Origin of the sequence: Paracoccus indicus, assembly GCF_003056335.1 — a bacterium.
GTDB lineage: Bacteria > Pseudomonadota > Alphaproteobacteria > Rhodobacterales > Rhodobacteraceae > Paracoccus > Paracoccus indicus.
The window spans coordinates 150,593-176,558 of the sequence record NZ_PYWA01000005.1; the positions used below are offsets into that span (position 1 = coordinate 150,593).

At 64.8% G+C, this 25,966-nt stretch carries 32 protein-coding genes and 1 tRNA gene; 17 read left to right on the plus strand and 16 right to left on the minus strand.

Going from position 1 to position 25,966, the window contains the following annotated elements; translation table 11 throughout:
• Nucleotides 1–68: 68 nt before the first annotated feature.
• The gene (locus DDE75_RS09870) at nucleotides 69–452 is read right to left on the minus strand and encodes a DUF2147 domain-containing protein (RefSeq protein ID WP_108502213.1); all 384 of its coding nucleotides are present in this window, start codon (nucleotides 450–452) and stop codon (nucleotides 69–71) included.
• 137 nt (nucleotides 453–589) lie between these two features.
• Between DDE75_RS09870 and hisA the strand changes: the two genes are divergently transcribed.
• From hisA to aat, 6 genes are all read left to right on the plus strand, one after another.
• Nucleotides 590–1,306 carry a 1-(5-phosphoribosyl)-5-[(5-phosphoribosylamino)methylideneamino]imidazole-4-carboxamide isomerase gene (gene hisA / locus DDE75_RS09875; RefSeq protein WP_108502391.1) on the plus strand — a complete coding sequence of 239 codons (717 nt, stop codon included), beginning with the start codon at nucleotides 590–592 and terminating at the stop codon, nucleotides 1,304–1,306.
• 87 nt (nucleotides 1,307–1,393) lie between these two features.
• Complete coding sequence (gene hisF, locus DDE75_RS09880; protein WP_108502214.1) at nucleotides 1,394–2,155, plus strand: imidazole glycerol phosphate synthase subunit HisF; 762 nt, start codon at nucleotides 1,394–1,396, stop codon at nucleotides 2,153–2,155.
• Complete coding sequence (locus DDE75_RS09885) at nucleotides 2,152–2,478, plus strand: phosphoribosyl-ATP diphosphatase (protein WP_108502215.1); 327 nt, start codon at nucleotides 2,152–2,154, stop codon at nucleotides 2,476–2,478. The genes hisF and DDE75_RS09885 overlap by 4 nt, the downstream gene beginning before the upstream one ends.
• Before the next feature lie 126 nt (nucleotides 2,479–2,604).
• A complete protein-coding gene (gene accB, locus DDE75_RS09890) occupies nucleotides 2,605–3,132 on the plus strand; it encodes an acetyl-CoA carboxylase biotin carboxyl carrier protein (protein WP_108502392.1) in 528 nt (175 codons plus the stop codon).
• A gap of 11 nt (nucleotides 3,133–3,143) precedes the next feature.
• A complete protein-coding gene (gene accC, locus DDE75_RS09895) occupies nucleotides 3,144–4,490 on the plus strand; it encodes an acetyl-CoA carboxylase biotin carboxylase subunit (protein WP_108502216.1) in 1,347 nt (448 codons plus the stop codon).
• Between the two features lie 7 nt (nucleotides 4,491–4,497).
• Nucleotides 4,498–5,127 carry a leucyl/phenylalanyl-tRNA--protein transferase gene (gene aat, locus DDE75_RS09900; RefSeq protein ID WP_245894692.1) on the plus strand — a complete coding sequence of 210 codons (630 nt, stop codon included), beginning with the start codon at nucleotides 4,498–4,500 and terminating at the stop codon, nucleotides 5,125–5,127.
• Here aat and DDE75_RS09905 read toward each other — a convergent pair.
• The 5 genes from DDE75_RS09905 to DDE75_RS09925 all read right to left on the minus strand — a co-directional run bounded on the left by DDE75_RS09905 (nucleotide 5,094) and on the right by DDE75_RS09925 (nucleotide 8,436).
• Nucleotides 5,094–5,444 carry a DUF2155 domain-containing protein gene (locus tag DDE75_RS09905; RefSeq protein ID WP_335672040.1) on the minus strand — a complete coding sequence of 117 codons (351 nt, stop codon included), beginning with the start codon at nucleotides 5,442–5,444 and terminating at the stop codon, nucleotides 5,094–5,096. The genes aat and DDE75_RS09905 overlap by 34 nt on opposite strands.
• Nucleotides 5,441–5,911, minus strand: coding sequence for an outer membrane lipid asymmetry maintenance protein MlaD (gene mlaD, locus DDE75_RS09910; RefSeq protein ID WP_108502218.1), 471 nt, complete (start codon nucleotides 5,909–5,911; stop codon nucleotides 5,441–5,443). Before mlaD ends, DDE75_RS09905 begins: the two co-directional genes overlap by 4 nt.
• On the minus strand, nucleotides 5,912–6,286 hold the full coding sequence (locus tag DDE75_RS09915) for an NADH:ubiquinone oxidoreductase subunit NDUFA12 (RefSeq protein WP_108502219.1): 375 nt from the start codon (nucleotides 6,284–6,286) through the stop codon (nucleotides 5,912–5,914).
• A 93-nt stretch (nucleotides 6,287–6,379) separates the two neighbouring features.
• Entirely contained in the window at nucleotides 6,380–7,645 is a 1,266-nt protein-coding gene (gene clpX / locus DDE75_RS09920; RefSeq protein ID WP_108502220.1) for an ATP-dependent Clp protease ATP-binding subunit ClpX, read from the minus strand.
• Between the two features lie 158 nt (nucleotides 7,646–7,803).
• Nucleotides 7,804–8,436, minus strand: a complete 633-nt coding sequence (locus DDE75_RS09925) for an ATP-dependent Clp protease proteolytic subunit (RefSeq protein ID WP_108502221.1) — start codon at nucleotides 8,434–8,436, stop codon at nucleotides 7,804–7,806.
• 163 nt (nucleotides 8,437–8,599) lie between these two features.
• Between DDE75_RS09925 and pth the strand changes: the two genes are divergently transcribed.
• The 4 genes from pth (at nucleotide 8,600) to DDE75_RS09945 (ending at nucleotide 11,323) form a co-directional block, all read left to right on the plus strand.
• On the plus strand, nucleotides 8,600–9,298 hold the full coding sequence (gene pth, locus DDE75_RS09930) for an aminoacyl-tRNA hydrolase (protein WP_108502222.1): 699 nt from the start codon (nucleotides 8,600–8,602) through the stop codon (nucleotides 9,296–9,298).
• Nucleotides 9,295–10,296, plus strand: coding sequence for a DUF2332 domain-containing protein (locus tag DDE75_RS09935; RefSeq protein WP_108502223.1), 1,002 nt, complete (start codon nucleotides 9,295–9,297; stop codon nucleotides 10,294–10,296). The genes pth and DDE75_RS09935 overlap by 4 nt, the downstream gene beginning before the upstream one ends.
• A 120-nt stretch (nucleotides 10,297–10,416) precedes the next feature.
• Nucleotides 10,417–10,734 carry a DUF2237 family protein gene (locus DDE75_RS09940; RefSeq protein ID WP_245894702.1) on the plus strand — a complete coding sequence of 106 codons (318 nt, stop codon included), beginning with the start codon at nucleotides 10,417–10,419 and terminating at the stop codon, nucleotides 10,732–10,734.
• Nucleotides 10,712–11,323, plus strand: coding sequence for a DUF4893 domain-containing protein (locus DDE75_RS09945; RefSeq protein WP_108502225.1), 612 nt, complete (start codon nucleotides 10,712–10,714; stop codon nucleotides 11,321–11,323). Before DDE75_RS09940 ends, DDE75_RS09945 begins: the two co-directional genes overlap by 23 nt.
• 26 nt (nucleotides 11,324–11,349) lie before the next feature.
• On the opposite strand, the gene trpB is transcribed toward DDE75_RS09945, so the two are convergent.
• The 6 genes from trpB to pdxH all read right to left on the minus strand — a co-directional run bounded on the left by trpB (nucleotide 11,350) and on the right by pdxH (nucleotide 15,299).
• Entirely contained in the window at nucleotides 11,350–12,576 is a 1,227-nt protein-coding gene (trpB, locus tag DDE75_RS09950; protein ID WP_108502226.1) for a tryptophan synthase subunit beta, read from the minus strand.
• A 96-nt stretch (nucleotides 12,577–12,672) separates the two neighbouring features.
• Nucleotides 12,673–13,248, minus strand: a complete 576-nt coding sequence (locus tag DDE75_RS09955) for a hypothetical protein (protein WP_108502227.1) — start codon at nucleotides 13,246–13,248, stop codon at nucleotides 12,673–12,675.
• Nucleotides 13,249–13,346: 98 nt separating this feature from the next.
• Nucleotides 13,347–13,423: transfer RNA gene (locus tag DDE75_RS09960), tRNA-Pro, on the minus strand.
• A gap of 40 nt (nucleotides 13,424–13,463) precedes the next feature.
• Nucleotides 13,464–13,964: a DUF192 domain-containing protein gene (locus DDE75_RS09965; protein WP_108502228.1), complete on the minus strand. Its 501-nt coding sequence runs from the start codon at nucleotides 13,962–13,964 to the stop codon at nucleotides 13,464–13,466.
• Entirely contained in the window at nucleotides 13,951–14,547 is a 597-nt protein-coding gene (locus DDE75_RS09970) for a cold-shock protein (RefSeq protein WP_108502229.1), read from the minus strand. The genes DDE75_RS09965 and DDE75_RS09970 overlap by 14 nt, the downstream gene beginning before the upstream one ends.
• A 137-nt stretch (nucleotides 14,548–14,684) precedes the next feature.
• On the minus strand, nucleotides 14,685–15,299 hold the full coding sequence (pdxH, locus tag DDE75_RS09975; RefSeq protein WP_108502394.1) for a pyridoxamine 5'-phosphate oxidase: 615 nt from the start codon (nucleotides 15,297–15,299) through the stop codon (nucleotides 14,685–14,687).
• A gap of 79 nt (nucleotides 15,300–15,378) precedes the next feature.
• Between pdxH and fabI the strand changes: the two genes are divergently transcribed.
• From fabI to DDE75_RS09995, 4 genes are all read left to right on the plus strand, one after another.
• Nucleotides 15,379–16,206, plus strand: coding sequence for an enoyl-ACP reductase FabI (fabI, locus tag DDE75_RS09980; protein WP_108502230.1), 828 nt, complete (start codon nucleotides 15,379–15,381; stop codon nucleotides 16,204–16,206).
• Between the two features lie 21 nt (nucleotides 16,207–16,227).
• On the plus strand, nucleotides 16,228–16,842 hold the full coding sequence (locus DDE75_RS09985; protein WP_245894693.1) for a LysE family translocator: 615 nt from the start codon (nucleotides 16,228–16,230) through the stop codon (nucleotides 16,840–16,842).
• Between the two features lie 16 nt (nucleotides 16,843–16,858).
• Nucleotides 16,859–17,347: a xanthine phosphoribosyltransferase gene (gpt, locus tag DDE75_RS09990; RefSeq protein WP_072296239.1), complete on the plus strand. Its 489-nt coding sequence runs from the start codon at nucleotides 16,859–16,861 to the stop codon at nucleotides 17,345–17,347.
• A 136-nt stretch (nucleotides 17,348–17,483) separates the two neighbouring features.
• Nucleotides 17,484–18,245 carry a PRC-barrel domain-containing protein gene (locus DDE75_RS09995; protein WP_162798973.1) on the plus strand — a complete coding sequence of 254 codons (762 nt, stop codon included), beginning with the start codon at nucleotides 17,484–17,486 and terminating at the stop codon, nucleotides 18,243–18,245.
• Nucleotides 18,246–18,329: 84 nt separating this feature from the next.
• Here the strand turns inward: DDE75_RS09995 and trpE are convergent, their stop codons facing one another.
• The 4 genes from trpE to DDE75_RS10015 form a co-directional block, all read right to left on the minus strand.
• Nucleotides 18,330–19,835: an anthranilate synthase component I gene (trpE, locus tag DDE75_RS10000; protein ID WP_108502232.1), complete on the minus strand. Its 1,506-nt coding sequence runs from the start codon at nucleotides 19,833–19,835 to the stop codon at nucleotides 18,330–18,332.
• Nucleotides 19,835–21,721 carry a peptidylprolyl isomerase gene (locus DDE75_RS10005; RefSeq protein ID WP_245894694.1) on the minus strand — a complete coding sequence of 629 codons (1,887 nt, stop codon included), beginning with the start codon at nucleotides 21,719–21,721 and terminating at the stop codon, nucleotides 19,835–19,837. The genes trpE and DDE75_RS10005 overlap by 1 nt, the downstream gene beginning before the upstream one ends.
• Nucleotides 21,722–21,788: 67 nt before the next feature.
• Nucleotides 21,789–22,964: an aminotransferase gene (locus tag DDE75_RS10010; protein WP_108502233.1), complete on the minus strand. Its 1,176-nt coding sequence runs from the start codon at nucleotides 22,962–22,964 to the stop codon at nucleotides 21,789–21,791.
• Between the two features lies 1 nt (nucleotide 22,965).
• Nucleotides 22,966–23,547, minus strand: a complete 582-nt coding sequence (locus tag DDE75_RS10015) for a hypothetical protein (protein ID WP_162798974.1) — start codon at nucleotides 23,545–23,547, stop codon at nucleotides 22,966–22,968.
• A 180-nt stretch (nucleotides 23,548–23,727) separates the two neighbouring features.
• Between DDE75_RS10015 and DDE75_RS10020 the strand changes: the two genes are divergently transcribed.
• Genes DDE75_RS10020 through DDE75_RS10030 form a run of 3 tightly spaced genes read left to right on the plus strand, consistent with a single transcriptional unit; the run spans nucleotide 23,728 to nucleotide 25,966 of the window.
• Nucleotides 23,728–24,318 (plus strand): anthranilate synthase component II, encoded by a 591-nt coding sequence (locus DDE75_RS10020; RefSeq protein WP_108502235.1) that lies wholly within the window; start codon nucleotides 23,728–23,730, stop codon nucleotides 24,316–24,318.
• Complete coding sequence (gene trpD / locus DDE75_RS10025) at nucleotides 24,315–25,334, plus strand: anthranilate phosphoribosyltransferase (protein ID WP_108502236.1); 1,020 nt, start codon at nucleotides 24,315–24,317, stop codon at nucleotides 25,332–25,334. Before DDE75_RS10020 ends, trpD begins: the two co-directional genes overlap by 4 nt.
• Nucleotides 25,331–25,966 (plus strand): uracil-DNA glycosylase, encoded by a 636-nt coding sequence (locus DDE75_RS10030; protein ID WP_108502237.1) that lies wholly within the window; start codon nucleotides 25,331–25,333, stop codon nucleotides 25,964–25,966. The genes trpD and DDE75_RS10030 overlap by 4 nt, the downstream gene beginning before the upstream one ends.

Sequence of the window (25,966 nt, forward strand, 5' to 3'; positions counted from 1 at the left end):
TGAAACTTGCGGGACAAACGCAGGGCGGCGGCATGGGGTTCAGCCGCCACCCTTCAGGATATCGTGGGTTACTGGACCTTGACCCAGTTCTGGCTCTTGCACAGCAGGCCGCCCGCGACGCAGCCCGACAAGCTCATCTGGTTGCCCGAGACGCTGGCCTTGCCTGCATAGACCTTGTCGTTCGACGGTCGCCAGACCTGCCCCTGATACTTGCCACCACCTTGGGGTGCCATGTCGATGACGATCTGACGGCCGACGTTGGGGGACTTGTATTCCTGCGTCCCCTTGAAGGCGCGGGTGATGGTACCGCAGAAGGCCCCGCCGCAGGGCGCGATGGTGACATGGGCAAAGGCGCCGCCGTCGGGCTGGGTCTGCCAGATGCCCTCGATGGGGTCGGCCGCGGCGGCGGTGGCACCAAGGGCCAGAACGGCCGCCAGAATGATGTGACGCATGATCTCTCCTCCTCAGGATATGCGATGTTGTGCGGGCCTTGGCGCATCTGGCAAGCATGACGTCAGGTCCGGGTCTTTACGTCACCGACCGCCCCGTGGCAAAGAGCGCGCAACCCAATCCGCGGAAGGCCAGCGACATGATCCTCTATCCCGCCATCGACCTGAAAGACGGCAATTGCGTGCGCCTGCTGCGCGGCGACATGGAGGCGGCGACCGTCTTCGGCAGCGACCCCGCAGCACAGGCCCGCGCCTTCCAGGATGCCGGTGCCGAATGGCTGCACCTGGTCGATCTGAACGGCGCCTTCGAGGGCAAGCCCGTGAACGCCGCCGCGGTCGAGGCGATCCTGGCCGCCACCGACATCCCCACCCAGCTGGGCGGCGGCATCCGCGACATGGCGACCATCGAAAGCTGGCTGGATCGCGGGCTGACCCGTGTGATCCTGGGCACCGTGGCGGTGGAAAACCCCGACTTGGTGCATGAGGCCGCGCAGGCCTTCCCCGGTCGCATCGCGGTGGGTATCGACGCGCGCGCGGGCCGCGTCGCGACCCGTGGCTGGGCGACCGAAACCGACGTGATGGCCACCGATCTGGCGCAGCGTTTCCAGGACGCGGGCGTGGCCGCCATCATCTATACCGACATCGACCGCGACGGCGCGATGGGCGGCCCGAATGTCCAGGCGACCGAGGCCCTGGCCCGCGCCGTCAACATTCCCGTCATCGCCTCGGGCGGTGTGTCCTCGATGGAGGATCTGCGGGCGCTGGCCGATACGCAGGTGATCGCGGGCGCGATTTCGGGGCGTGCGCTCTATGACGGTGCGCTGGATCTGACGCAGGCGCTGGCGGCGCTGAAGTAAGCTGCTCTGGCTGCGGCGGCGGTTTGGCATTAGAAGATGCCTGAAACGCCGCCGCGATCCGGGCGGCTCCAAGGAAAAGGTCATGCGATGCTGAAGACGCGCATCATTCCCTGCCTTGATGTGGCCGATGGCCGCGTCGTCAAGGGCGTCAACTTCGTGGACCTGCGCGATGCCGGCGACCCGGTCGAGGCCGCCCGCGCCTATGACGCCGCCGGTGCGGATGAAATCTGCTTTCTGGACATCCACGCCACCCATGAAAACCGCGGCACCATGTTCGATCTGGTGACGCGCACCGCCGAACAATGCTTCGTGCCGCTGACCGTGGGTGGCGGCGTGCGCACGCATGAGGACGTGCGCGCCCTGCTGCTGGCAGGGGCCGACAAGGTCAGCTTCAACTCGGCCGCCGTGGCCGATCCCGATGTGGTGGCGGCCGCCGCCGATCGCTTTGGCAGCCAATGCATCGTCGTGGCCATCGACGCCAAGACCGTCGCCGATGGCCGGTGGGAGATCTTCACCCACGGCGGTCGCAAGCCCACCGGCATCGACGCCGTGGAATTCGCCAAGCTGGTCGAATCAAAGGGCGCGGGGGAAATCCTGCTGACCAGCATGGATCGCGACGGCACGCGCTCGGGCTTCAACCTGCCGTTGACGCGCGCCATCGCGGATGCGGTGAACATCCCCGTCATCGCCTCGGGCGGTGTCGGCACGCTGGACCACCTGGTCGAGGGCGTGACCGAGGGTCATGCCAGCGCCGTCCTGGCCGCCAGCATCTTCCACTTCGGCACCCACACCATCGCCGAGGCCAAGGCCCATATGGCCGCGGCCGGCATCCCCATGAGGCTGACATGACCCCCCTGCAGCGCCTTGCCGCCACCATCGAATCGCGCAAGACCGCCGATCCGGACAGCAGCTGGACCGCCAAGCTGCTGGCCAAGGGCCCCGAGAAATGCGCCGAGAAATTCGGCGAAGAATCCGTCGAGGCGATCATCGAGGCCGTCAAGGGCGACCGCGCCCGGCTGACGTCCGAAGCCGCCGACGTGATCTTTCACCTTCTTGTGATGCTGGCCGCCCGCGATGTCACGCTGGCCGATGTCGAGGCCGAGCTGGAAAGACGCGAGGGAACCTCGGGGTTGACCGAAAAGGCGGCGCGCGGCCCCGCGAGCCCCGGCTAGGCGGTCAAACGGCACGCAAATGCGCACCAAGGGGTTGAAACCCTTCCCCTTGACCGATCACAAGGGCTATAAGCCCCGCAATTGCCGCGCAAGACGCGGCCTGACCAAAACATGGCAGAGGACGGCATGAGCAACGATTCCAACAACGGCAAGCACCACGAGGGCGATGTGGCCTTCATCCAGTCGCTGGCCCAACTGCTGAACGCGAGCGAGTTGAACGAGATCTCGGTCAAGCGCGAATACGGCGAACACGACCGCCTGACCGTCAGCCTGACCAAGCAGGGCAAGCAGGTCGTCTATGCCGCGGCCCAGCAGCAGTCTGCCCCGGCCGCACCGCAGGCATCCGCACCCTCGACATCGCAATCGGCAGCCCCTGCCGCCGCCCCCGCAGCACCGGTCAACGAAGATCCGGCCAGCCTGCCGGGCGTCGTGACATCGCCCATGGTGGGCACGGCCTACCTGGCCGCCGAACCCGGTGCCGCGGCCTTCGTGCAGGTCGGCCAGCAGGTCGCCGAGGGCGAGACGCTGATGATCGTGGAAGCCATGAAGACCATGAACCACATTCCCTCGCCGCGCGCGGGCACTGTCAAGCGCATCCTGATCGACGACGGCAGCCCGGTCGAATTCGGCGCCCCCCTGATGATCGTCGAGTGAGGCAGATCCCCATGTTCGACAAGATCCTCATCGCCAACCGCGGCGAGATCGCGCTTCGCGTGATCCGCGCCTGCCGAGAGATGGGCATCGCATCCGTTGCGGTCCATTCCACCGCCGATACGGACGCCATGCATGTGCGCATGGCCGACGAATCGGTCTGCATCGGCCCGCCCTCCTCGACCAGCAGTTATCTGTCGATGCCCGCGCTGATCTCGGCCTGCGAGATCACCGGCGCGCAGGCCATCCACCCCGGCTATGGTTTCCTGTCGGAAAACGCCGGTTTCGTGCAGATGCTGGAAGATCACGACATCACCTTCATCGGGCCGCGTGCGGAACACATCCGCATCATGGGCGACAAGATCACCGCAAAGGACACGATGAAGGCGCTTGGCGTCCCATGCGTTCCGGGCAGTGAAGGTGGCGTCAACGACGTCGAGGACGCCAAGCGCGTCGCGGCTGAAATCGGCTATCCGGTCATCATCAAGGCAACCGCCGGTGGCGGCGGTCGCGGCATGAAGGTCGCCCAGGACGAAGCGGGTCTGGAAGTCGCCTTCCGCACCGCCCGTTCGGAAGCCAAGGCCGCCTTTGGCAACCCCGACGTCTATATCGAGAAATACCTTCAACGCCCCCGCCACATCGAGATCCAGGTCTTCGGCGACGGCAAGGGGCGCGCCGTCCATCTGGGCGAACGCGACTGTTCGCTGCAGCGCCGTCACCAGAAGGTGCTGGAGGAAGCGCCGGGTCCCTCGATCACGCAGGAACAGCGCGACCGGATCGGGGCCATCTGCGCCGATGCCGTCGCCAAGATCGGCTATGCCGGGGCCGGAACCATCGAGTTCCTGTTCGAGGACGGCGAGTTCTATTTCATCGAGATGAACACCCGCCTTCAGGTCGAACATCCGGTGACCGAGGCGATCTTCGGCGTTGACCTCGTGCGTCAGCAGATCCGCGTCGCCGCCGGTCTGCCGATGGAGTTCCAGCAGGAAGACCTAAAGATCAACGGCCATTCGATCGAGGTGCGCATCAACGCCGAGAAGGTGCCCAGCTTCTCGCCCTGCCCCGGCAAGATCACCCAATATCATGCGCCCGGCGGTCTGGGTGTTCGCATGGATTCGGCGCTCTATCAGGGCTATTCAATCCCGCCCTATTACGACAGCCTGATCGGCAAGCTGATCGTTCACGGGCGCGACCGTGACGAGGCCTTGGCCCGCCTGTCGCGCGCCTTGGGCGAATTGATCGTGGACGGTGTCGATACGACCGTGCCCCTGTTCGATGCGCTGTTGCAGGAACCCGATATCCTGTCGGGCAACTATTCGATCCACTGGCTGGAACGCTGGCTGGCCCAGCACTTCGGCTGAGGGCTTCGTGCTGACGCCATCGCAATTGCTGAACGGCTATGCGCGTGGCGTCTTTCCCATGGCCGAAAGCGCCGAAGACGATCGGCTGTACTGGTTCGACCCCCCGATGCGGGGGGTCCTTCCCATCGGTGGCGTTCACGCCTCTCGATCACTGCTGCGCGACCTTCGCAGGGGCGGGTGGTCGGCGCATCTGGACAGCGATTTCGACCGGATCGTCGCGATCTGTGGCGATCGGGACACCACCTGGATCAACGCCCCCCTTGCGCGGCTCTATGGGCAGTTGCACCGGGCCGGACATGCGCATGCCTTCGAGATACGCCACGAAGGCAAGTTCGCCGGCGGTCTGTTCGGGGTGACCCTGGGGGCGGCGTTCTTTGGGGAATCCATGGTCTCGGCGCGCACGAACGGATCGAAGATGGCGCTGATCTGGACCTCAGATCACTTGGCGCGCTGCGGGTTCACCCTTTTCGACACCCAGTTCCTGACGCCGCATCTGGCCCGCATGGGCGGGACCGAAATGGAACGCCACATCTATCAGCAGCGCCTGTCATTCGCCCTGAAACGCAAGGCTGATTTCACCGCGTATCAACCGCGGTCCGCCGATCAGCTTTGGCAGGACATGACCCAGACATCATAGCGCGCATCGTCCAAGGCCGAGAGCGCCGGCGAGCTGGCAATCATCCAACCGGCGAAGGCAGTCGTGTTCTGGCGCAGATCAGTGATGGTCATCTGGGCGTAGGCATCCGAGCTGGGGTCGCCCGATGGATATCGGCATTCCCCGACACGAACCTCCAACCGGCCATAGCGCACGGCATCCCCGACCGGCACCAGCAGATCGGTCGTCCGACCCGAGACCTTGTCCAGACCGCGAAGCATGGCCGCACTGCCCTGCTGGGTATCCTGTGCGACCGCAGGGACACTCAGGGCCAGGATGCAGAGAATGGGCTTGATCACGGCGTCACCTCCGGCTCGCTGGCCTGACTGTCGACGAATTTCATCATCAGCTGCAGCAGGCTGACGGCACCTTGCACATCCTCGATCTCATCCCCGGGGGCCAGGTTTTCCAGGCTTCCGCCGGGTTGCAGCTGGATATAGGCGCCGCCCAGAAGACCATCGGACTGGATCAGCGCAGCGCTGTCGGCGGGCAGGATGACGTCATCGGGAATTTGAAAGACCGCATCGGCCAGATAGGTCTGAGGGTTCAGACGAATGTCGCTGACGCGACCGATCTTCACGCCGGCAAGGCGGATTTCGGTCCCGACGCTGACACCATCGACGTCAGGAAAAGACGCGGTCACGTGATAGCCGCCCCCCGAAGACCACATGCCCTGCCCGGCCCAAGCCAGAAAAGCCGCCGCGACCGCAAGCACCACGCCACCTGCAATCAGCTCGGTCCGTGCCTCGGCCACTGCGGTCGTCATTTATTCAGGCTGCCAAGCGTCGTAATCGCTGCGCACCACGGGCTGCACGCGGCTCAGCGAGCCCGCAGGGACATAAGCCTCGGTCGTGCCGGTCAGGTTCGGCTGATGCGGCCTTTCCCAAGCCTTGCGCGGAACGGGCACCTCGGTCGGCGGCTCGTTCCAGGTGTGGTGCAGCCAGCCGTGCCACTCGGGGCTGACGCGGCTCGCCTCGGCCTCGCCGTCATAGATCACCCAACGGCGCTTCCCATCCTTGCTTTTATAGAAGACGTTGCCGTTACCGTCTTCCCCAACCTTGACGCCGTTCCGCCAAGTCCAGAACTGGGTATTGAGCGTCTGGCTGTTCCACCAGGTCAGAAAGCGCAGGGGATAGGACATCGACAGGACCTCACCAATCAGAATTGCTTGACGATATGCACCGAAAGGCGCCCAAGGTCCAGCCTTGGTGCGCCTTGGAACAGCCCGCCGGGATCACCCGACCGAGGCGCTTTCCTTCTTGGGGTCGGCGTGGATCAGCAACGGCTTGGCCGAGGCCATCTCGACCGCTTCCTCGTTCACGACGACTTCCTCGACGCTGTCCATGCCGGGCAGTTCGAACATCGTCTCGAGCAGGATCTCCTCGAGGATCGAACGCAGGCCCCGCGCGCCGGTCTTGCGCTTGATGGCGCGGGCGGCGATGGCAGTCAGCGCATCGTCGGTGAAGGTCAGCTGAACGCCTTCAAGGTCGAACAGGCGCTGGTACTGTTTGATCAGCGCGTTCTTCGGCTTGGTCAGGATGATGATCAGCGCTTCCTCGTCCAGATCGGTCAAGGTGGCGATGACGGGCAGACGACCGACGAATTCCGGAATCAGGCCGAATTTCAGCAGATCCTCGGGTTCAAGCTCCTTGAAGGTCTCACCGACGCCCTGGTCGGTGTTTTCCTTGACCGAGGCGCCGAAGCCCATGGCCGTGCCCTTGTTGCGCTGCTGGATGATGCGATCCAGACCGGCAAAGGCGCCGCCACAGATGAACAGGATGTTCGTCGTGTCCACCTGCAGGAATTCCTGCTGGGGATGCTTGCGGCCACCCTGCGGGGGCACGCTTGCCACGGTGCCTTCCATGATCTTCAGCAACGCCTGCTGCACGCCTTCGCCCGAGACGTCGCGCGTGATCGAGGGGTTGTCGGACTTGCGCGTGATCTTGTCGACCTCGTCGATATAGACGATGCCGCGCTGCGCACGCTCGACGTTGTATTCGCTGGCCTGCAGCAGCTTCAGGATGATGTTCTCGACATCCTCGCCGACATAACCGGCCTCGGTCAGCGTGGTCGCGTCGGCCATGGTGAAGGGCACGTCCAGAATGCGCGCCAAGGTCTGCGCCAGCAGCGTCTTGCCGCAACCGGTCGGTCCGATCAGCAGGATGTTCGACTTGGCCAACTCGATATCGGTCTTCGAGCCGTGGTTCAGGCGCTTGTAGTGATTGTGCACCGCAACCGACAGGACCCGCTTGGCGTGTTCCTGACCGATGACGTAATCGTCCAGAACGCCGCAGATCTCGCGCGGGGTGGGCACGCCTTCGCCGGTCTTCAGGCCGTTGGTCTTGGTCTCTTCGCGAATGATGTCCATGCAAAGTTCGACGCATTCGTCGCAGATGAACACGGTCGGCCCCGCAATCAGCTTGCGGACCTCGTGCTGGCTCTTGCCGCAAAAGCTGCAATAGAGCGTGTTCTTGCTGTCGTTGCCGGACTGGTTGGCCATCGTCCACTTCCTTCATTGCCGCCGATGCGCTTTGGCAGGCGGGCGACGGCAGAGGTTCCGCGCGCCGCGTCTTCGGATTGCCCGCGCCGGGCTGGGCCGGCACGGGTATTTGTCGTCAGTTTAAGGACGAGGCTTGCCCGTCACAATCCCAAACTGCCTTATTTCTTTTCGGCTTCCGCCTTGCCGCGGGGTGCCACGACCTCGTCGATCAGACCCCAGTCCTTGGCTTCCTCGGGCGACATGAAGCGGTCGCGCTCCAACGCGGCCTCGACCTCGTCCAGCGGGCGGCCGGTGTGGTTGACATAGATCTCGTTCAGGCGACGCTTCAGCTTCTCGGTTTCGCGCGCATGGATCAAGATATCGGTCGCCTGACCCTGGTAACCGCCCGAGGGCTGGTGGACCATCACGCGGCTATTGGGCAGCGAATAGCGCAGACCCTTTTCACCGGCGGCCAGCAGCAGCGACCCCATGGATGCCGCCTGCCCCACGACCAGCGTGGAAACGCGCGGGCGGATATACTGCATCGTGTCATAGATCGACAGGCCCGAGGTGACGACGCCACCGGGGCTGTTGATGTACATGCTGATGTCCTTGTTCGGGTTCTCGGCCTCAAGGAACAGCAGCTGCGCGCAGATCAGCGTCGACATGCCGTCATGGACCGGGCCCGAAACGAAGATGATCCGTTCCTTCAGCAGGCGCGAGAAGATGTCATAGGCACGTTCCCCCCGCGACGTCTGTTCGACCACCATGGGCACAAGGGTGTTCATGTAGAATTCTGCCGGATCGCTCATCTTCAGTCCTTCTTTGGTCCCTGTCCCCGCGATTCGACCGGGCACTCGGACCCGTGTTAGACGCGATAGGTTGACAGAGTCTTAGTAACCGGCAAGGTCAGCCGCAAGGGATGGAACGAAAATCGGCCCGCGCAATTGCCGCAGGCCGCCACAGGAGACGCGTGTGAAACTGATCGTGGGGCTGGGCAATCCCGGCACGAAATATGCAGCCAACCGTCACAATATCGGCTTCATGGCCCTTGACCGCATGGCCGAGGATCACGGTTTCACCCCGTGGAAGTCCCGCTTCCAGTCGCTGACCGCCGAAGGCCGCTTGGGCGATACCCGCGTCACGCTGCTGAAACCGCAGACCTTCATGAACCTCTCGGGGCAATCCGTGGGCGAGGCGATGCGCTATCTGAAGCTGACCCCTGCCGATGTGATCGTCCTGCACGACGAGTTGGACCTGGCGCCCGGCAAATGCCGCGTCAAGCAGGGCGGCGGCCATGCAGGCCACAACGGCTTGCGGTCGATCCACCAGCATATCGGCGCGGACTACGGGCGCGTCAGGCTGGGCATCGGGCATCCGGGCCACAAGGACCGGGTGGCGGGCTATGTGCTGTCGGATTTCGCCAAGGCTGATCAAGAGTGGGTGGACGACCTTATGCGCGGCATCTCGGACGGGGCGGCGGCATTGGCGGCGGGCGATGGCGGAAGGTTCCAGAACGCCGTGGCCGCCCGCGTGAACCCCGCCCGCAACAGCGGCACCGAGGCCCCCGCCAAGCCCGCCGACGCCCCAGCCCCCCGCAGGCCCGAACGCGCAGCCCCTGCCCCGACCGCCTTTGCCGACAAGCTGAAATCCCTGACCGACCGCTTCAAATGACGGTGCGGGCGGCCTTTCGCGATCAGGCGCAATCCTGCCGCCAGCTGGGATCGCCTTTGACGGCTGCGCTGTGTGAAGCTTTTGCCCGCCTTCTGGACACATCGCAGGGGGCTGTCGCGCAACGCATTCTGGCTTGGCCGGGCGATCCCAGCAGCCGAGCGGATTCCGTTCCCTTGCGGCTTTGCGGGGCACTGCATGCGCTGGTGCTGACCGGGGCGGATACGCAGTTGGCCCAAGCTTATGCCGCGCGGGATGTTCCCGATGCGCTGCTGATCGATGTCCTGCAGCGACACGCCGACCACATCCTGAATTGGCTGGAAAGCCCGCCACAGACGAACGAGGTCGGGCGTTCCGCCGCCCTGATCGCAGCAGCGCGTTTCCTGAGCGAACGGGCACCGCGACCTTTGCACCTGCGTGAACTGGGCGCCTCGGCGGGGCTGAACCTGAATTTCGACCGATATCACCTTGGGCCCCGCGACCATGGCGTCGCGCTGACGCCCGATTGGCAGGGAAGCGTCCCCGATGGCCAATTCACCATCGCCAGCCGACGCGGCGTGGATTTGAACCCGCTGCATCCTGAACGCGACGGGCTGCGGCTGATGGCCTATTGCTGGGCCGATCAGACGGCGCGTCTTGCCCGCCTTCGCGCCGCGCTGGAACTGGCACGAACCGATCCGCCGCCCGTTGACCGGGGCGATGCAGGTGCTTGGCTGGGCGAACAACTCCAGACCCCCGCCGAAGGAACGCTGCTGATCTTTCACACTGTCGCCGCGCAGTACTTTCCGCCCGCAACGACCGCCGCCTGCGCGACCGCCCTGACCACGGCCGGCGCTCAGGCATCCCCCGACCGTGCCATCGCACATCTGCAGATGGAGGCCGACGGCGGCGAAGGTGCCGGGCTGACGTTGACGCTGTGGGATGGCCGCCGCCGCGACTGGTCGCTTGGGCGGGCGGATTTCCATGGGCGGTGGGTCCGCTGGTCGCCCGAACGGATCTGACATAAAGCGGGCTTTCGCAACGCAATCGCAGGCCTTAGTCTGGCGGAAACGAAAGGTGCGCGCGTGGAACCATCACTGAACGTCCTTGGGCAGGAATTGCAGCCCTGCTCGACCAGCCCGATGACCGGATTCTACCGCAACGGCTGTTGCGATACCGGCCCGCAGGATCAGGGCAGCCACACCGTCTGCGTGATCCTGACCGATGAATTCCTGGCCATGTCGCGCTATCTGGGCAACGACCTGACGACGCCACGACCCGAGTTCGGCTTTCCGGGGCTGAAGGCCGGCGACCGCTGGTGCCTCTGCGCCAGCCGCTTCCTGCAGGCCGCGCAGGAATTCGCGGCGCCCAAGGTGGTGCTGGCCTCGACCCACAAACGCGCCCTTGATGTGATCCCGTTGGAGCTGTTGAAACGTCATGCGGAAACCGGCACGCCTTGAGGCCGCCCTTGTCGCGGCCCTGCTGATCGCCACGCAGGCCGGGGCTTTCCAGCCCGACCTCACGCAGGACATCAGGCCCGATGATACGGCCCGTCTGGAAAGCCTGAACCAGACCGCGGGGCTGACCTTGCGACGTGCGATCGCCGTTGCGGATGCCGCGGATCTGGACGTCCTGATGCAAGGGCTTTCCGGCGCGCCCCTGCCCTTGGGCGAGGCGACCTCGGTCTTGCCCGGCGACTGGTCATGCCAAATGCTGAAGCTGGGCCACGATCTGCCGCTGGTGGTCTATGCGCCCTTCACCTGCCGCATCACGGACGACGGCAGGTTCGAGAAGCTGACGGGATCGCAGCGCAGCAAGGGGCGCATCGGGGTGATCGGCGACGATCTGGTTTACTTGGGAACGGCCTATGTCGCGGGCGATACGCCACCCGATTACGCCGACCTTCCCGAGCAGGTGGACCCGACGGCGATGCCGCAGGTTGTCCCCGATGTCGGCTTGGTCGAGGTGACCTCACCCGATACGGCCCGCATCCTGATGCCCCTGCCGCATCTTGAATCCGACCTGAACATCCTGCTGTTAAGCCGTTGAAAAAGGGGGCAGAAGCCCCCCGTTCCTCAGGTATTGATCTCGACGCCCAGATGCTTGGCAACGGTGAAGATATCCTTGTCGCCGCGACCGCACATGTTCATCACGATGATATGGTCGGCAGGCAGATCGGGCGCGATCTTGATGACATGGGCCAGGGCGTGGCTGGGTTCCAGCGCGGGGATGATGCCCTCCTGCGCGCAGCACAGCTGGAAGGCCGCCAGCGCCTCGTCGTCGGTGATGCTGACGTATTCGGCGCGGCCCATGTCCTTCAGCCAGGCGTGTTCCGGCCCGATGCCCGGATAGTCCAGACCGGCGCTGATCGAGTGCCCTTCCAAGATCTGCCCGTCGTCATCCTGCAGCAGATAGGTGCGGTTGCCATGCAGCACCCCCGCGCGCCCACCCGAGAGGCTGGCGCAATGCTCCATCCGGTCGTCGACGCCCTTGCCACCCGCCTCGACGCCGATGATGCCGACCTCCTTGTCGTCGAGGAAGGGATAGAACAGCCCCATCGCGTTCGAGCCTCCACCGATGGCCGCCACCAGCGTGTCGGGCAGACGGCCTTCGCGCGGCATGATCTGTTCGCGGACCTCCTTGCCGATGATCGACTGGAAATCGCGGACCATGGCCGGATAGGGATGCGGACCTGCGACCGTGCCGATGCAATAGAAGGTGTCGCGGACATTGGTCACCCAATCGCGCAACGCATCGTTCATCGCGTCCTTCAGCGTGCCGCGACCGCTGGTCACCGGCACGACCTCGGCGCCAAGCAGGCGCATGCGGAAGACGTTCGGGGCCTGACGCTCGACGTCATGCGCGCCCATGTAGACGATGCACTTCAGACCGAAGCGCGCGCAGACGGTCGCGGTCGCCACGCCGTGCTGACCCGCCCCGGTTTCCGCAATGATCCTGGTCTTGCCCATGCGGATCGCCAGCAGGATCTGGCCCAGCACGTTGTTGATCTTATGCGCGCCGGTGTGGTTCAGCTCATCCCGCTTCATGTAGATCTTGGCGCCGCCCAGATGCTGGGTCAGGCGTTCGGCATAATACAGCGGCGAGGGCCTGCCGACGTAATGCGTCCACAGGTCGTCCATCTGCGCGGCGAATTCCGGATCGGTCTTGGCACGTTCGTATTCGGCCTCCAGCTCTAGGATCAGCGGCATCAGCGTCTCGCTGACGAAGCGGCCGCCATAGATGCCGAAGCGGCCCTGATCATCGGGTCCGGTCGTGAAGCTGTTCAGCAGATCGTCGGCCATAGCGTGCGCCTTCGCAGTTCGTTGTGACATGTTCGAACCGTCTTAGCGGTGAAAGGACGCGGGGTGAAGCCCAAGCGGCACCATCCCCTGCGCCCCTCAGTCGCGGTCACCCTGTCGTTGGCCGTCGGCGTCGATCCACCAGCAGATGACGCGGCTTTCCTGCAGCGTCCGCGCATCGTCGTCGGAGGGCGCAGCAAGGCCACGATGGGCCGTCAGCCCGGCGATCGTCACCTGCCCCATGACGCCGCGACCCAGCTGGGCGTTGGCGACCTTGTCTATCAGCAGGGGCGTGATCTCATCCGGCGTCGCGCAACTCGGGTCGGCAATGATGGCGGCCAGGCGGTCGCGGCGGGCGTCGTCTTCCGCCATCAGGCGCTCGACCTCGGCGCGGAAAGCGGGTTCCGTCTGGATATAGGCGGCAAGCACCGGCAGTTTCTTCGCGGCAGGCTTCTTCAGCTTGATCCGCCCTTGCTGGTACAGCGCCATCAAAAGCCGCGCCCCGATGGGCGAGGTCAGCGGCACCTGCCCGTCGAAAAATGCCAGATCCTTGTCATCTGGCGTCAGGCGGATGCTGCCCGCGCGCCCCTCGTGCGCCGCTTTGCGCAGGGCGGCCAGCGCGGGGGTGCGGTGAACATCGGGGATCATCTCGACCACGGAAAGCGCCGGTTTCATCAGCTCTCGAATGCCCCAAAGCATGATGCCCTCACTTGGTTTCCGTGGTGCGATTGTCACGGATGCGGGGCCAGATGGCCGCCCGGCAGATCCGAAAGTGGTCGGGGCGAGAGGATTCGAACCTCCGACCTACGGTACCCAAAACCGTCGCGCTACCAGGCTGCGCTACGCCCCGACTGCTTCGCTTTAGACGATTGATGCGGCGGTGAAAAGACCTAGCTGCAGGGAAATGCAGCCGCGTCTTGATCAAGCGCCGGATGCGCCAGTGCCTGGCCATTTGCCAGCCCAAGTCGGGCCGCCTCGCCGCCCGCGATTTCCAGCACCATCAGGCGTTCGGGATGCGGATCGCCGACCGAGGCGCCCGGCACCGGCGTTTCGTCCAAAGGGCGAGCGTTCCGATGAATATGGCGAATCACGCCCTCGGCATCCAGAAAGATCATGTCCAAGGGGACCAGCGTGTTGCGCATCCAGAAGCTGACGGGTTGCGGCTGTTCATAGACGAACAGCATGCCGGTCCCCTGCGGGACATCTTTGCGATACATCAGCCCCTGTGCGCGCAAAGCGGGCGTGTCCACGACCTCGATATCGAAGGAAAGGGTCTGCTGGTCGTCCACCCGGATCAGCGCCAGATCGGGGGCGCAAGCGGCCTGCGCCCCAGCCTGCCCGGCGCAGAGCAGGGTCGACAGCGCAACAGCGGCAAGCTTACTCGGCAACATGGGCAAGATATTCGGCGTCCTGCATGTCTTCGCGGATGTCGGCCTTCAGCTCTTGCGTGGCCGCGGGAACGGCGTTGTCCCAAGAAGCGACCTGGGCGGCCATCAGCCCGCGCGGGCCTTCGATGACCCTCAGGCAGATCGCCTCGCCTATGGCAAGGTCAGCAAAACCGGAATGGCGGACAACCTCGATATGTATGAATACATCTTCAGGATGTCCGAAGATATTTGCGAAACCGAAGCCCTTGCTCTTGTCGAACCACTTCACCCGGGCCGGTCGAAGCGGAAGGCTGTCCATATGCTCGATGACTTCGGGATCAAGATCGGCAATGGGGGGCAGCCCATCGGTCGCAGGCGGTTCGATCGAGACGACCTCGGCAGCCTGAGTGCCGCGCTTGGTGGCTTGGACCATGACGACGACCTTGGATTGATCGGCGACCGAGCTGCGCCCGAAATTGCGCAGCACGTTGGCGTGCAGAAGAATGTCTTCTCCGCCTGCGTCGTTCACGATGAAACCATAGCCCTTCGTCGCGTCGAACCACTTTACCAGTCCGGTTACGAGCGTGAGGCCAGAATCTTCAGTCATCGTCTGCAATTTCCACGAAATGCCAATTGGTGCGGACATTAGGACCGCCTTCATCGGACTACAACAAAATACCACCACCCGGGCAGAGCGACGAACCACGTTCCCTCATCTTGGCCCATGCAGCGCATTCGTCAAGCTTATGGTGCCAAACGCGTGACTTTCCAGCGACCTTCCGCCTGTCTGACCCAGACAAAACGATCATGAAGCCGAAAGGCGCCGTCAGCCCAGAACTCGATCTGGGACGGGCTGATTCGGAATCCGCCCCAGAACGGAGGGCGGTCGGGGGTGGTACCATGCTTCAGTGACACTTTTGCGACAGCCGCGACCAGCGCCGCACGATTTTCCAACGGCTGCGATTGTGGCGAGGCCCAGGCCCCCAGCCTGCTCTTCAGTGCCCGGCTGTTGTAATAGGCATCGGCCTGCGGCCCCTCCTCGCGCGTGACGGTGCCCCGGACGCGGATCTGTCGGCGCAGCGACTTCCAGTGCATCACGAAGGACGCCTTGCCCGTCGCGCTGATCTGGCGCCCCTTGGCACTGTCGTAATTGGTGTAGAAGACGAAAGATCCATCCTGCCCCTGCCCGTCGATATCCTTCAGCAACACCATCCGCGTGTCGGGCATGCCCTCGGCATCGACCGTCGACAGGGCAATGGCGTTGGGATCGTTGATCTCGCTGGCCTCGGCCTCGGCCAGCCATGCGCGGGTGATGTCGAAAGGGTCGTCCCCCGCGAAGATTCCGGTCCGATCTGTCATCATCCGTTCCTTGTGCTTGATGCGGCAGGGTAAACGGCATAATCACCGCTTAAACGGTTGAAAGCGCGAGGGACGGGACATGTCAAGCGAGCAGAGGTCAGGCCTGATGGCCGGCAAGCGCGGTCTGATCATGGGGTTGGCCAACGACAAGTCGATTGCCTGGGGCATCGCAAAGGCCCTAGCGGCCGAAGGTGCCGAACTGGCATTCAGCTATCAGGGCGAGTCGCTGAAGAAGCGCGTCGACCCGCTGGCAGCCCAGTTGGGGTCCGACACCGTGCTGCCCTGCGACGTGTCGAACGGTGAATCCATCGACCGGCTGTTCGGCGATCTGGCCGCGAAATGGGACAAGCTGGACTTCATCGTCCATGCAATCGGATTTTCTGACAAGGAACAGCTGCGGGGCCGCTATGCCGAGACCACGCGCGACAACTTCCTGATGACGATGGATATTTCCGTCTATTCATTCACCGCCGTCGCCCGCCGGGCTGCTGCGATGATGACGGATGGCGGCTCGATGCTGACGCTGACCTATTACGGTGCCGAACGCGTCATGCCGCATTACAACGTCATGGGCGTCGCCAAGGCCGCGCTGGAAGCATCGGTCCGCTACCTGGCCGAGGATTTCGGCAAGGACAACATTCGCGTCAACGCCATCAGCGCAGGTCCGATCAAGACGCTGGCCGCATCGGGCATCGGCGACTTCCGTTACATCATGAAGTGGAACGAGCTGAACTCTCCGCTGCGTCGCAATGTCACGCAGGAGGACGTGGGCAATTCCGCCCTCTACCTGCTGTCGCGCCTTGGTGCCGGCGTCACCGGTGAAACGCATCATGTCGATGCGGGCTATCACGTCGTGGGCATGAAGGCCGTCGATGCGCCCGACATCGCGACGGTCAAGAAAGACTGACGAACAAGGGGGCGGTCGGGCATGATCACCATCTCGGTCGACCAGCTGAGCATCTTCGTGGCGACGCTGGCGCTGGCGATCCTGTCGCCCGGCCCCGGCGTCATCGCGATCAGCCAAGGCACCTTTGCCCATGGACGCCGCCATGCCCTGCCCTATGGCTGGGGATTGGCGATCGGCGCATCGGCGTGGTGCCTCTTCGCGCTGCTGGGACTGACAGTGATCTTCCGCCTGTTCCCCTGGACGCTGACGGCCATGCGGATCGCAGGCGGCATCTACCTGCTTTGGATCGGGTCCAAGATGTGGCGTCATGCGGCCGATCCCGTGCCCGACCCCGCCACGACCAAGGGCCGACCCGGGTTCTGGTCCGGCATGGCGTTGAACATGTCGAACCCCAAGCCTGCGCTTTTCTATTCCGCCATTCTTCTGTCGATCTTCCCCGCCGTCCTCAGCGTCGCCGACCGGGGAACAATCTATCTGACAGCCTTGTCGGTCGAGCTGTTATTCTATACCGCACTGGCCTGTTTGATGGCGTTGCCGTGGTTGCGGGACCGTTATCATGCCACGAAGTTCTGGATCGACCGCGGGGCCGGCCTGGCGATTGCATTGCTGGGCCTCTCACTGGTCGTGAATCCCTGAGGAAGGAAATAGACGCATGACGGATCGTCTGCCCCACGAAAAAGGTTTTCACATCAGCTGGGACCAGCTGCACCGCGACGCCCGCGCCTTGGCCTGGCGGATGGAAGAACAGGAATGGCGCGCCGTCCTGGCCGTGACCCGCGGCGGCCTGGTCCCCGCGATGATCGTCGCACGCGAACTGGACATCCGCACGATCGACACCATCAGCGTGAAATCCTATCACCGGCAGGAACAATCCGGGCTGACGGTGCTGAAGAAGCCCGACCCCGAACTGATGGGCGACGGCGACGGCATCCTGGTCGTCGACGATCTGGTCGACAGCGGTCGCACGCTGGAACTGATCCGCGAGATGTATCCCAAGGCCCATATGGCCACGGTCTATGCCAAGCCCAAGGGCAAGCCGATGGTGAACAGCTATGTCACCGAGGTCAGCCAGGATACCTGGATCTATTTCCCTTGGGACATGGCGCTGCAATACGTCCAGCCGTTCCGCGGCGAGGACTAAGGTTCCATCACAAAGACTTGCTTGTCCGCTCCCCGTCGAACCCGTTTCGGCGGGGAACCTCTTTCCTGATCTGCGCATTGTGCATTCAATCGCGGGGTGCACAGGCAGCCCGCAAATGGAAAACCAGGAGGACACTATGCGTAATCTTCTTTTGACCACTGCCATTGCCCTGCCGATGACCTTCGGTGCCGCATTCGCCCAAGAGGCCGAGCCCGCCACCGATCCCGCGATGGAGCAGACCGAAACCGCGCCGATGGAAACCGAAGGCACGGACACGATGGCCGATCCGGCGATGGAAAACGCCGACGCCGAAATGGAAGACGCAGATGAGGCAGCAGCCGCCGCATCGGCCGCCGAGAAGGTCGAGCAGCAGCAGGCCGAGAACGAATGGCGCGTCGACTGGATCACCGGCACATCGGTCACCTCGCCCGACGGCAATGCCATCGGCGACATCAATGACCTGATCGTCGACAGCGAAACCGGCGAGATGAAGGCCGCAATCATTGGCGTGGGTGGCTTCCTGGGTATCGGTGAAAAGCAAATCGCCTTGCCGTGGACCGATCTGACCATCAACTCTGACGCACAAGAGATCACCACCGATCTGACCGAGGAAGAGGCTGACGCCGCACCGGAATACGTCTTCCGTGATCAGGAAGCCGCTGGTGACATGGCAGGTGACATGGCCACCGACGGTGACATGACCGCCGATCCGGCCGCAACCGATACGATGGCAACCGAGCCCGCCGCCGAACCGATGGCCGAAGAAGGCGTCGCCGAGGGTGAGCCGATCGCCACCGAGGACACCATGGAAACCGACATGGACGGTGATATGGACGGCGACATGGATGGTGATGCAGCCACCATGGAAACCGAAGAAGAGACCGCACCGGCCAATTGATAGGCTGTCCGACCCATTAGAATCTAGAGTGAAAAAGGCGGCCCTGTTCGGGCCGCCTTTCTTCATGTCCGGAAGCTGTTTGGATCAATAGTTGCCACGAACGAACTGGGCTGCGGCCTCGGCAGCCCGTTGAAGCGCACGGCTTTTGTTCATGGTTTCCTGGAATTCGGCCTCGGGGTCGCTGTCATAGACGACACCACCCCCCGCTTGAATGTAAAGCGCCTGATCCTTCACGACCCCGGTCCGCAACGCGATGCACATATCCATCTCGCCATTGGCGGCGAAATAGCCCACGGCCCCGCCATAGACGCCGCGCTTTTCCGGCTCCAACTCGTCGATGATCTGCATGGCGCGGACCTTTGGCGCACCCGAGACGGTCCCCGCCGGCAGGCCCGCCAGCAGTGCCGAGAGGGCATCTTCCCCATCGCGCAATTCGCCAACCACGTTCGAGACGATATGCATGACATGGCTGTAGCGTTCGATGACGAACTTCTCGGTCGGGCGGACAGTGCCGGGCTTGGCGACGCGACCGACATCGTTGCGACCAAGGTCCAGCAGCATCAGATGTTCGGCCAGCTCTTTCTGGTCGCCCAACAGGTCGGCCTCCAGTGCGCGGTCCTGCGCCTCGTCGGCGCCACGCGGGCGGGTACCCGCGATGGGACGGATCGTCACTTCGCCATTGCGCAGGCGAACCAGGATCTCGGGGCTGGCCCCGACGATCTGGAAGCTGCCCATGTTCAGGAAGAACATGAAGGGCGACGGGTTGGTGCGGCGCAGGCTGCGATAGAGCGCGAAGGGCGGCAGCGGGAAATCCAGCCGCCAGCGCTGGCTGGGCACCACCTGGAAGATGTCGCCCGCGCGGATGTATTCCTTGGCCTTTTCCACCGCCGCCAGATAGTCCGGCTTGGCGAAGTTCGACACCGGGGCGCCGATCTGCATGTCGTCGCCCAAGGCGCGCGGCTCGGTCGGTTGGCGGTCCAGCGACCGCAGCGCATCCATGACCCGCTCGGCAGCCCGCGCATAGGCAGCGCGGGCGTTGTCGTTGCCGTCGTGCCAAGCGGGCGCGCAAAGCGTCACCTCGCCCTTGACGCCGTCCAGCACCGCCACGACCGAGGGGCGCATCATCATCGCGTCCGGCGTGTCCAGCGGATCGGGGTTCACATCCGGCAGATCCTCGACCAGCCGGATCATGTCGTAGCCCAGATAGCCGAACAGACCGGCGGCAACGGGCGGGACGCCCTCGGGCATGGTCTCGATCCGGCTTTCGGCGATCAGGGCGCGCAGGCTGTCCAGCGCGGGACGCGGATCGTCGGCGTAATCTTCGGTGAAGCGCGCCTGACGATTGATCCGCGCCTTGCCGTCGCGGCATTCCCAGATCAGATCCGGCTTCATGCCGACGATGGAATAGCGACCGCGAACCTCGCCCCCCGTCACGGATTCCAGCATGAAGCTTTGCGGGGCGGCTTCGGCCAGCTTCAGCATCAGGCTGACGGGGGTGTCAAGATCGGCGGCCAGCCGGATGGTCACCAGCTGGTTGTGGCCCGCAGCCCATTGGGCTTGAAAGGTATCGAAGTCGGGCGTCAGTTGCATCACTGAACCTGCGCGTTGATGGCGTTGATGGCCTGCTGGTTGATCTGCACCTTCGAATTGTGCTGCACGTGGCGGGCATAATATTCGAAGATGTCGCCCTGCAGGGATTGGTTCAGGCGCGATTGCACCGAGTCGACGATCTGGACCGCGTCGTCGCTGGAAAGATCCGCATCCGTGATCTGGTCCAGCCGCAGCACGAAGACGCGGTCGCCTGCATCGACGACGCTGACGTCACCCGGTTCGGCCAGGTTGAAGGCCTGCGACAAGATCTGGGGCGGCAGGCCGCGCATGTAGTCGCTGCGCGCCATGTCGGTTTCGCTGTTCCATTCCAAGGCGGCGGTTTCCTCGGCCTGCGGTTCCGCATCGGCCCCGGGCGAGGTTTCGGCGACCGCCGCAAGCCGCTGTTCCGACGCCAGATCCAGCAAGCGGCGCTGCAGTTCGGCCTGCTTCCAATCGGCCAGCACCTCATCCCTGACCTCGTCGAAGGGCCTCAGGGTCGGCGGAACAATCTCGTCCAGACGCATGGCGAAGACGCCGCCATCAGCCAATTCGAAAAGCTGCGGGAAATCGCTGGTGGTGATGTCGGCGGCACGTTCGCGGAAACCTTCGTATCCGGCAATGCTGCCTTCCTCGGGACTGCCTTCGGCGGTCCAATCGACCTGACCCAGCTGCAGTTCGGTTTCCTCGGCCAGTTCCTCCAGGGTGGCACCGCCGGCCAGCAGGTCCTCGTAGTCGGACGCGCGGTCCTGGATCTGACGCGCGGCGCGGCTGAGGGCCGCTTCGCCGCGCAGGTCGTCGCGCGCATCCTCAAACGAGATGTCGACCGGGTCGAGGATCGCGTTCACGGAAAACAGCGCCGGCCCAAGGTCGGTCTGCACCGGACCCACGACGCCCGGCTGTTCGGCAGCAAAGACGGCATCGGCGGCCTGGCCCAGTTCGTCGCGCGCGACCTCGCCCAGATCGATGTCGTCCAGCGTCAGCCCGCGTTCGACCACGAAGGCCTCGAAGGGCTTGTCGCCCGCGTCGATCTGGTCGCGTGCAGCCTGGGCATCGGCTTCGGTCGGGAAGACGAGGCGGCCGACCATCCGGCGTTCGGGACGCTGGAACTGATCGATGTTGCGGTCATAGACATCACGAAGCGCGGCCTCGTCCAGCTGAACCTCGCCCGACAGCATATCGGGGTTGATCCAGGCATAACTGATCTTGCGGGTTTCGGGCGCGGTGAAGCGATCGCCGTTCGCCTCGTGCCAGGCCTTCAAGGTCGCCTCGTCGGGATCGGCGACAGGTTCGGCCAGATCATCCTCGGTCAGTTCGCGCCAGGAAAAATCACGCGTCTGCAACAGCCAGCGTGCGGTCTGATCGACCATCGGCGCGGGGGCCGAGACGCCATCGGCAACGGCCTGTTGCAGGATCAGGCGGGATTCGTCGTCGCGCACGGTCTTTTCGAAATCCGCTTCGGTCAGACGCTCACGTCGCAGGATCTCGGAATAGGCGGTGCGGTCGAAGCTGCCGTTCGGGCCCTGGAAGGCACCAGCCTGCATGATCGTCTGCGCGACCTTTTCATCGCCCACGGAAACGCCGATCCGCCGCGCCTGTTCGGCAAGGGCCGCGGCACCGATCAGCTGGCCCTGGACCATCGCGGGCAGACCCATCTGCTGGGCCTGCGCCATGGTGATCTGCTGGCCGGTCTGCTGGGACAGGCTGCGCATCTGGTTCTGCAGGGCGCGGGCGTATTCATCCGCGGTGATCTTCGTGTCGCCGACCGAGCCGACCTCGGTCGTGCCCCCTGAAAAGCTGGTGACGCCGAAGCCCCCCAGCCCCAGGACCATCAGACCCAGAAGGATCCAGACGACGGTCGATTTGCCCTTGGTTCGCAGCTGTGACATGGCGCGGCCTTCCTCGTGGTCGTGTCTTGACCGTCTTTAGGACGCCGCGCCCCGCGCCACAAGTGGATCAGGCCTGAAGCCCGGCCAGCCGCCGTGCCAATCCCGCGATCCCGCTGGCATCAACGTTAGCAAAGGCCAGGCGAAGGTGACGCTGGCCCGACAGGTCGTTATCGGGGGTGAACATGGTTCCTGGCAGCGCCAGCACGCCGATATCCGCCACCATCCGCCGCGCCAGATCGGCCGAGCTTTCGTCGAAGGGATGCTCCACCCAAGCAAAATAGGCACCCGCGCTTTTCAGCCTCCAGCCCGGCAGATCGGCAAGGGCGGTTTCGGTGGCATGGCGGCGTGCCAGGATCTCGGCCCGTTCACCGGCCAGCCAGTCGTCAAGATTGGCCAGCCCCCAGACCGCCCCCACCTGCCCCAGCTGGGCCGGGGAAATGGCGACGGTATCCAGAAACTTCTCGACCTGCACCAGCCGGTCATGGCCCGCGACCAGAGCGCCGACACGATGCCCCGTCAGGCGATAGGCTTTGGAAAAGCTGTAAAGCTGGATCAGCGTGTCGTCCCAATCGGGCCGCTGGAACAGGTCGTGGGGCGCGCCCGTGCGGCTGTCGAAATCGCGATAGGTTTCGTCTACCACAAGCGCGATCCCGTGGCTTTGCGCCAGATCGAAAAAGCGCCCTACCAGCTCGGCGGGATATTCCGCGCCCGAGGGGTTGTTCGGCGTCACCAGCACGATGGCGCGGGTGCTGGGCGTGATCAGGGCGCGGGCGTGTTCCGGATCGGGCAGCATCGCATCGCCGCAGGGCAAGGGCACCGCCTGCACGCCCGACATGTCCAGCCACATCTTGTGATTGAAGTACCAGGGCGTCGGCACGATCACCTGATCGCCCGCCCCGGCCAGCGTCGCCATGGCGGCACAGAACGCTTGGTTGCAGCCTTGGGTGATCGCCACGTTCCCGCCGGTCAGCGTCTCGCCATAGGCTGCGGAAAACCGCGCCGCCACCGCATCACGCAGGTCCGAATTGCCCAGCACCGGCCCATAGAGATGCGCCTCGTGGCGGTTCAGGGCGGCCTCGGCGATGGCCTGACGCAGGCCGAGGGGCGGCGCATCGACGGGGGCGGCCTGGCTGACGTTGATCAGCGGGCGGTCGGGCGCAAAGGTCACGCCCTCCAGCCAGCGGCGGGCCTCCATCACGGGCGGGGCGAATGTGGCGGCCAGGGCGGGATTGATCAGGGTCATCTCAGTTGCGTTCCATCTTGCGCAGATCGGTCAGATCGGGGGGCAGCGACAGGTCCAGCCCGGGGGCGGGCATGGCGGGCGCAGGTTCGGGCTGCGCCTCGGCGGCATCGGGGATGGCCGCCAGGTTGGGCAGGCTGTCCTGCGGCGCATCGAGCGCCAGACCCGGCAGGCTGCGCAACATCGGCGCATCGGCGGCAGCCCCCGGCAGTTGCAGATCGGGGGCGTCATCGGCGGGCGCAGGCTGGCTTGGGGCCGGAATGCGGTCGCCTGCCAGCGCATCGGGCCGAGCGTTGTCGTCGGTTACGGGACGGGGGGCCGGTTCGGCCACGGGGGCGGTCACGGCCATGGGCTCGGACGCGCGGTCGCTGTCGGTGGGGCGGATCGGCGCGGGCGCACGCGGGGCCAGATCGCCCGCCCGCCCGAATTCGGACCCGACCGGCAGATCCATCCGCCCCGATGGCGTCTCGTCGCCGGGCGCGGTGACATCCGGCTGCGGCAAGGGCGCCAGCAGCGACAGGCCCACCAGTGCCACCGCCCCCAGCAGTGCGCCGTGAACCGCGCCTGTCAGTATTCCCCGTGCCATCTGCCCCTCATGTCCTTCGCGGCGCGGTCGCGCCATTTTGATCGCCCGGTCTTGACCCTCGGGCGCGGTTTGGCCCATCTATAGCGGACGCTCTCGCGGGGGGAAACCGCCCCCATTCACCGCCTTCCCTCATGCCCCCGCGCGAAGTCCCAAACTCCCTGACGACAAGGTGCCAAGCCGATGATCCTCCTGATCGACAATTACGACAGCTTCACCTGGAACCTCGTCCACTACATGGGGGAGGCTGGCGCCGAGGTCACCGTGCGCCGCAACGACCAGCTGAGCGTCGAGGACGCGCTGGCCATGAACCCCGAGGGGATCGTGATCTCGCCCGGGCCATGCGACCCCGATCAGGCGGGTATCTGCCTGGACCTTATCAAGGCGGCCGCGGATCGGCGCATCCCGCTGCTGGGCGTCTGCCTGGGCCATCAGTCGATCGGTCAGGCCTTCGGCGGCAAGATCGTGCGCGCGACCCGCATCCTGCATGGCAAGGTCGATGCGATCAGCCATGACGGCACGGGGGTCTTCGCGGGCCTGCCCTCGCCCATGAATGCCACGCGCTATCATTCGCTGACGGTCCAGCCGGAAAGCCTGCCCGATTGCCTGCGGGTCACGGCGACATCCGATGACGGCACCATCATGGGGCTGATCCACCGCGACCTGCCGATCGAGGGTGTGCAGTTTCACCCTGAATCCATCGCCTCGGAAAACGGGCACGAGATGATCCGCACCTTCCTGTCCCGCTGCACCAAGGCAGAGGCCGCCGCATGACCGACATCCGCCCGTTGATCGGGATCGCAGCCACCCGCCCCCTGACCGGCCCCGAGGCCGAGACCGCATTCTCCGCCCTCTTCGACGGCGCGGCCACCCCCGCCCAGATAGGCGGGTTGCTGATGGCACTGCGGGTCCGCGGCGAGACGGTGCAGGAAATCGCCGCCGCCGCCCGCGCCATGCGCAACCGCATGAACCGCGTGACCGCACCTGCGGGGGCCATGGACATCGTGGGAACGGGTGGCGATGGCAAGGGCACGCTGAACATCTCGACCGCGACGGCATTCGTCGTGGCGGGGGCTGGCGTGCCGGTTGCCAAGCATGGCAACCGCAACCTGTCGTCGAAATCGGGTGCAGCGGATGCGCTGGTCAAGATGGGCATCAACGTCATGGGCGGCCCGGCCGTCGCCCAGCAGGCCATCAATCAGGCCGGCATCTGCTTCATGATGGCGCCGATGCATCATCCCGCCATGCGCCATGTCGGCCCACCGCGCACCGAGCTTGGGACAAGAACCGTCTTCAACCTGCTGGGACCGCTGACCAATCCGGCCTCGGTCCGGCGCCAGCTGACGGGTGCCTTCAGCGCCGAATGGATCCGCCCCATGGCCGAGGTCCTGCGCGATCTGGGGTCGGACGCGGCATGGCTGGTCCACGGCGGCGACGGCACGGATGAGCTGAGCATCGCCGAGGAAAGCCATGTCGCCGCCCTCAAGGACGGTCAGATCAGCGAATTCACCATCACCCCCGAAGATGCGGGCCTGCCCCGCCACCCCTTCGAGGATATCATCGGTGGCGAACCCGAACAGAACGCCGCCGCCTTCCGCGCCTTGCTGGAGGGTCAGACCGGCGCCTATCGCGATGCGGTGCTGCTGAATTCGGCGGCGGCGCTGCTGGTGGCGGGCAAGGTCGGCGATCTGAAGGACGGCGCGCAGATGGCCGCCGAATCCATCGACAGCGGCGCGGCCAAGGCCCGCCTTGTTGCCTTGTCGCAGGTCACGGGCCCGCCCGAGGCATGACACCCCCCGACGCTTGGGCCGAATTGCCGTTCTTTACCAAAGAGTGGCCCGCCATCCGCGACCGGCTGGCGGAACAGGAATGGCTGCCGGGACCCGATCGGGTCTTTGCCGCCTTGCAGGCGACCACACCAAGCAAGACCCGCGTGGTGATCCTTGGTCAGGACCCCTATCCCACCCCCGGCCATGCGAACGGACTGGCATTTTCGGTGACGCCCGAAACGCCTTTGCCGCGATCCCTGCGCAACATCTATGTCGAACTGCAGGACGACATTGGCGATACCCCCGCGACCGGCGACCTGTCGGGCTGGGCGCGCCAGGGGGTGCTGCTGCTGAACAGCGCGCTCAGCGTCCTGCCGGGTCAGGCTGGCGTCCATGCGAAATGGGGCTGGCATCATCTGGCACGTCAAACCGTGACGGCGGCACAGGATCACGGTCCGCTGGCCTTCCTGCTGTGGGGCAACCATGCGCAGAAGACGCTGGCCGATCTGGCCCGCCCGCAGGATCTGGTGATCGCCACGGCGCATCCCTCGCCGCTGTCGGCACGGCGCGGCTTCTTCGGCAGCCGCCCCTTCAGCCGCATCAACGACTGGCTGGCAGCGAATGGCCGCACGCCCATCGACTGGACCGCATAG

Bases quoted from the DNA above. Each gene is read 5' to 3' on its own strand.
- DDE75_RS09870 (WP_108502213.1), bottom strand. From the start codon at position 452: ATGCGTCACATCATTCTGGCGGCCGTTCTGGCCCTTGGTGCCACCGCC.
- hisA (WP_108502391.1), top strand. From the start codon at position 590: ATGATCCTCTATCCCGCCATCGACCTGAAAGACGGCAATTGCGTGCGC.
- hisF (WP_108502214.1), top strand. From the start codon at position 1,394: ATGCTGAAGACGCGCATCATTCCCTGCCTTGATGTGGCCGATGGCCGC.
- DDE75_RS09885 (WP_108502215.1), top strand. From the start codon at position 2,152: ATGACCCCCCTGCAGCGCCTTGCCGCCACCATCGAATCGCGCAAGACC.
- accB (WP_108502392.1), top strand. From the start codon at position 2,605: ATGAGCAACGATTCCAACAACGGCAAGCACCACGAGGGCGATGTGGCC.
- accC (WP_108502216.1), top strand. From the start codon at position 3,144: ATGTTCGACAAGATCCTCATCGCCAACCGCGGCGAGATCGCGCTTCGC.
- mlaD (WP_108502218.1), bottom strand. From the start codon at position 5,911: ATGACGACCGCAGTGGCCGAGGCACGGACCGAGCTGATTGCAGGTGGC.
- DDE75_RS09915 (WP_108502219.1), bottom strand. From the start codon at position 6,286: ATGTCCTATCCCCTGCGCTTTCTGACCTGGTGGAACAGCCAGACGCTC.
- clpX (WP_108502220.1), bottom strand. From the start codon at position 7,645: ATGGCCAACCAGTCCGGCAACGACAGCAAGAACACGCTCTATTGCAGC.
- DDE75_RS09925 (WP_108502221.1), bottom strand. From the start codon at position 8,436: ATGAGCGATCCGGCAGAATTCTACATGAACACCCTTGTGCCCATGGTG.
- DDE75_RS09935 (WP_108502223.1), top strand. From the start codon at position 9,295: ATGACGGTGCGGGCGGCCTTTCGCGATCAGGCGCAATCCTGCCGCCAG.
- DDE75_RS09940 (WP_245894702.1), top strand. From the start codon at position 10,417: ATGACCGGATTCTACCGCAACGGCTGTTGCGATACCGGCCCGCAGGAT.
- DDE75_RS09945 (WP_108502225.1), top strand. From the start codon at position 10,712: ATGCGGAAACCGGCACGCCTTGAGGCCGCCCTTGTCGCGGCCCTGCTG.
- trpB (WP_108502226.1), bottom strand. From the start codon at position 12,576: ATGGCCGACGATCTGCTGAACAGCTTCACGACCGGACCCGATGATCAG.
- DDE75_RS09955 (WP_108502227.1), bottom strand. From the start codon at position 13,248: ATGAAACCGGCGCTTTCCGTGGTCGAGATGATCCCCGATGTTCACCGC.
- DDE75_RS09965 (WP_108502228.1), bottom strand. From the start codon at position 13,964: ATGTTGCCGAGTAAGCTTGCCGCTGTTGCGCTGTCGACCCTGCTCTGC.
- DDE75_RS09970 (WP_108502229.1), bottom strand. From the start codon at position 14,547: ATGACTGAAGATTCTGGCCTCACGCTCGTAACCGGACTGGTAAAGTGG.
- pdxH (WP_108502394.1), bottom strand. From the start codon at position 15,299: ATGACAGATCGGACCGGAATCTTCGCGGGGGACGACCCTTTCGACATC.
- fabI (WP_108502230.1), top strand. From the start codon at position 15,379: ATGTCAAGCGAGCAGAGGTCAGGCCTGATGGCCGGCAAGCGCGGTCTG.
- DDE75_RS09985 (WP_245894693.1), top strand. From the start codon at position 16,228: ATGATCACCATCTCGGTCGACCAGCTGAGCATCTTCGTGGCGACGCTG.
- gpt (WP_072296239.1), top strand. From the start codon at position 16,859: ATGACGGATCGTCTGCCCCACGAAAAAGGTTTTCACATCAGCTGGGAC.
- DDE75_RS09995 (WP_162798973.1), top strand. From the start codon at position 17,484: ATGCGTAATCTTCTTTTGACCACTGCCATTGCCCTGCCGATGACCTTC.
- trpE (WP_108502232.1), bottom strand. From the start codon at position 19,835: ATGCAACTGACGCCCGACTTCGATACCTTTCAAGCCCAATGGGCTGCG.
- DDE75_RS10005 (WP_245894694.1), bottom strand. From the start codon at position 21,721: ATGTCACAGCTGCGAACCAAGGGCAAATCGACCGTCGTCTGGATCCTT.
- DDE75_RS10010 (WP_108502233.1), bottom strand. From the start codon at position 22,964: ATGACCCTGATCAATCCCGCCCTGGCCGCCACATTCGCCCCGCCCGTG.
- DDE75_RS10015 (WP_162798974.1), bottom strand. From the start codon at position 23,547: ATGGCACGGGGAATACTGACAGGCGCGGTTCACGGCGCACTGCTGGGG.
- DDE75_RS10020 (WP_108502235.1), top strand. From the start codon at position 23,728: ATGATCCTCCTGATCGACAATTACGACAGCTTCACCTGGAACCTCGTC.
- trpD (WP_108502236.1), top strand. From the start codon at position 24,315: ATGACCGACATCCGCCCGTTGATCGGGATCGCAGCCACCCGCCCCCTG.
- DDE75_RS10030 (WP_108502237.1), top strand. From the start codon at position 25,331: ATGACACCCCCCGACGCTTGGGCCGAATTGCCGTTCTTTACCAAAGAG.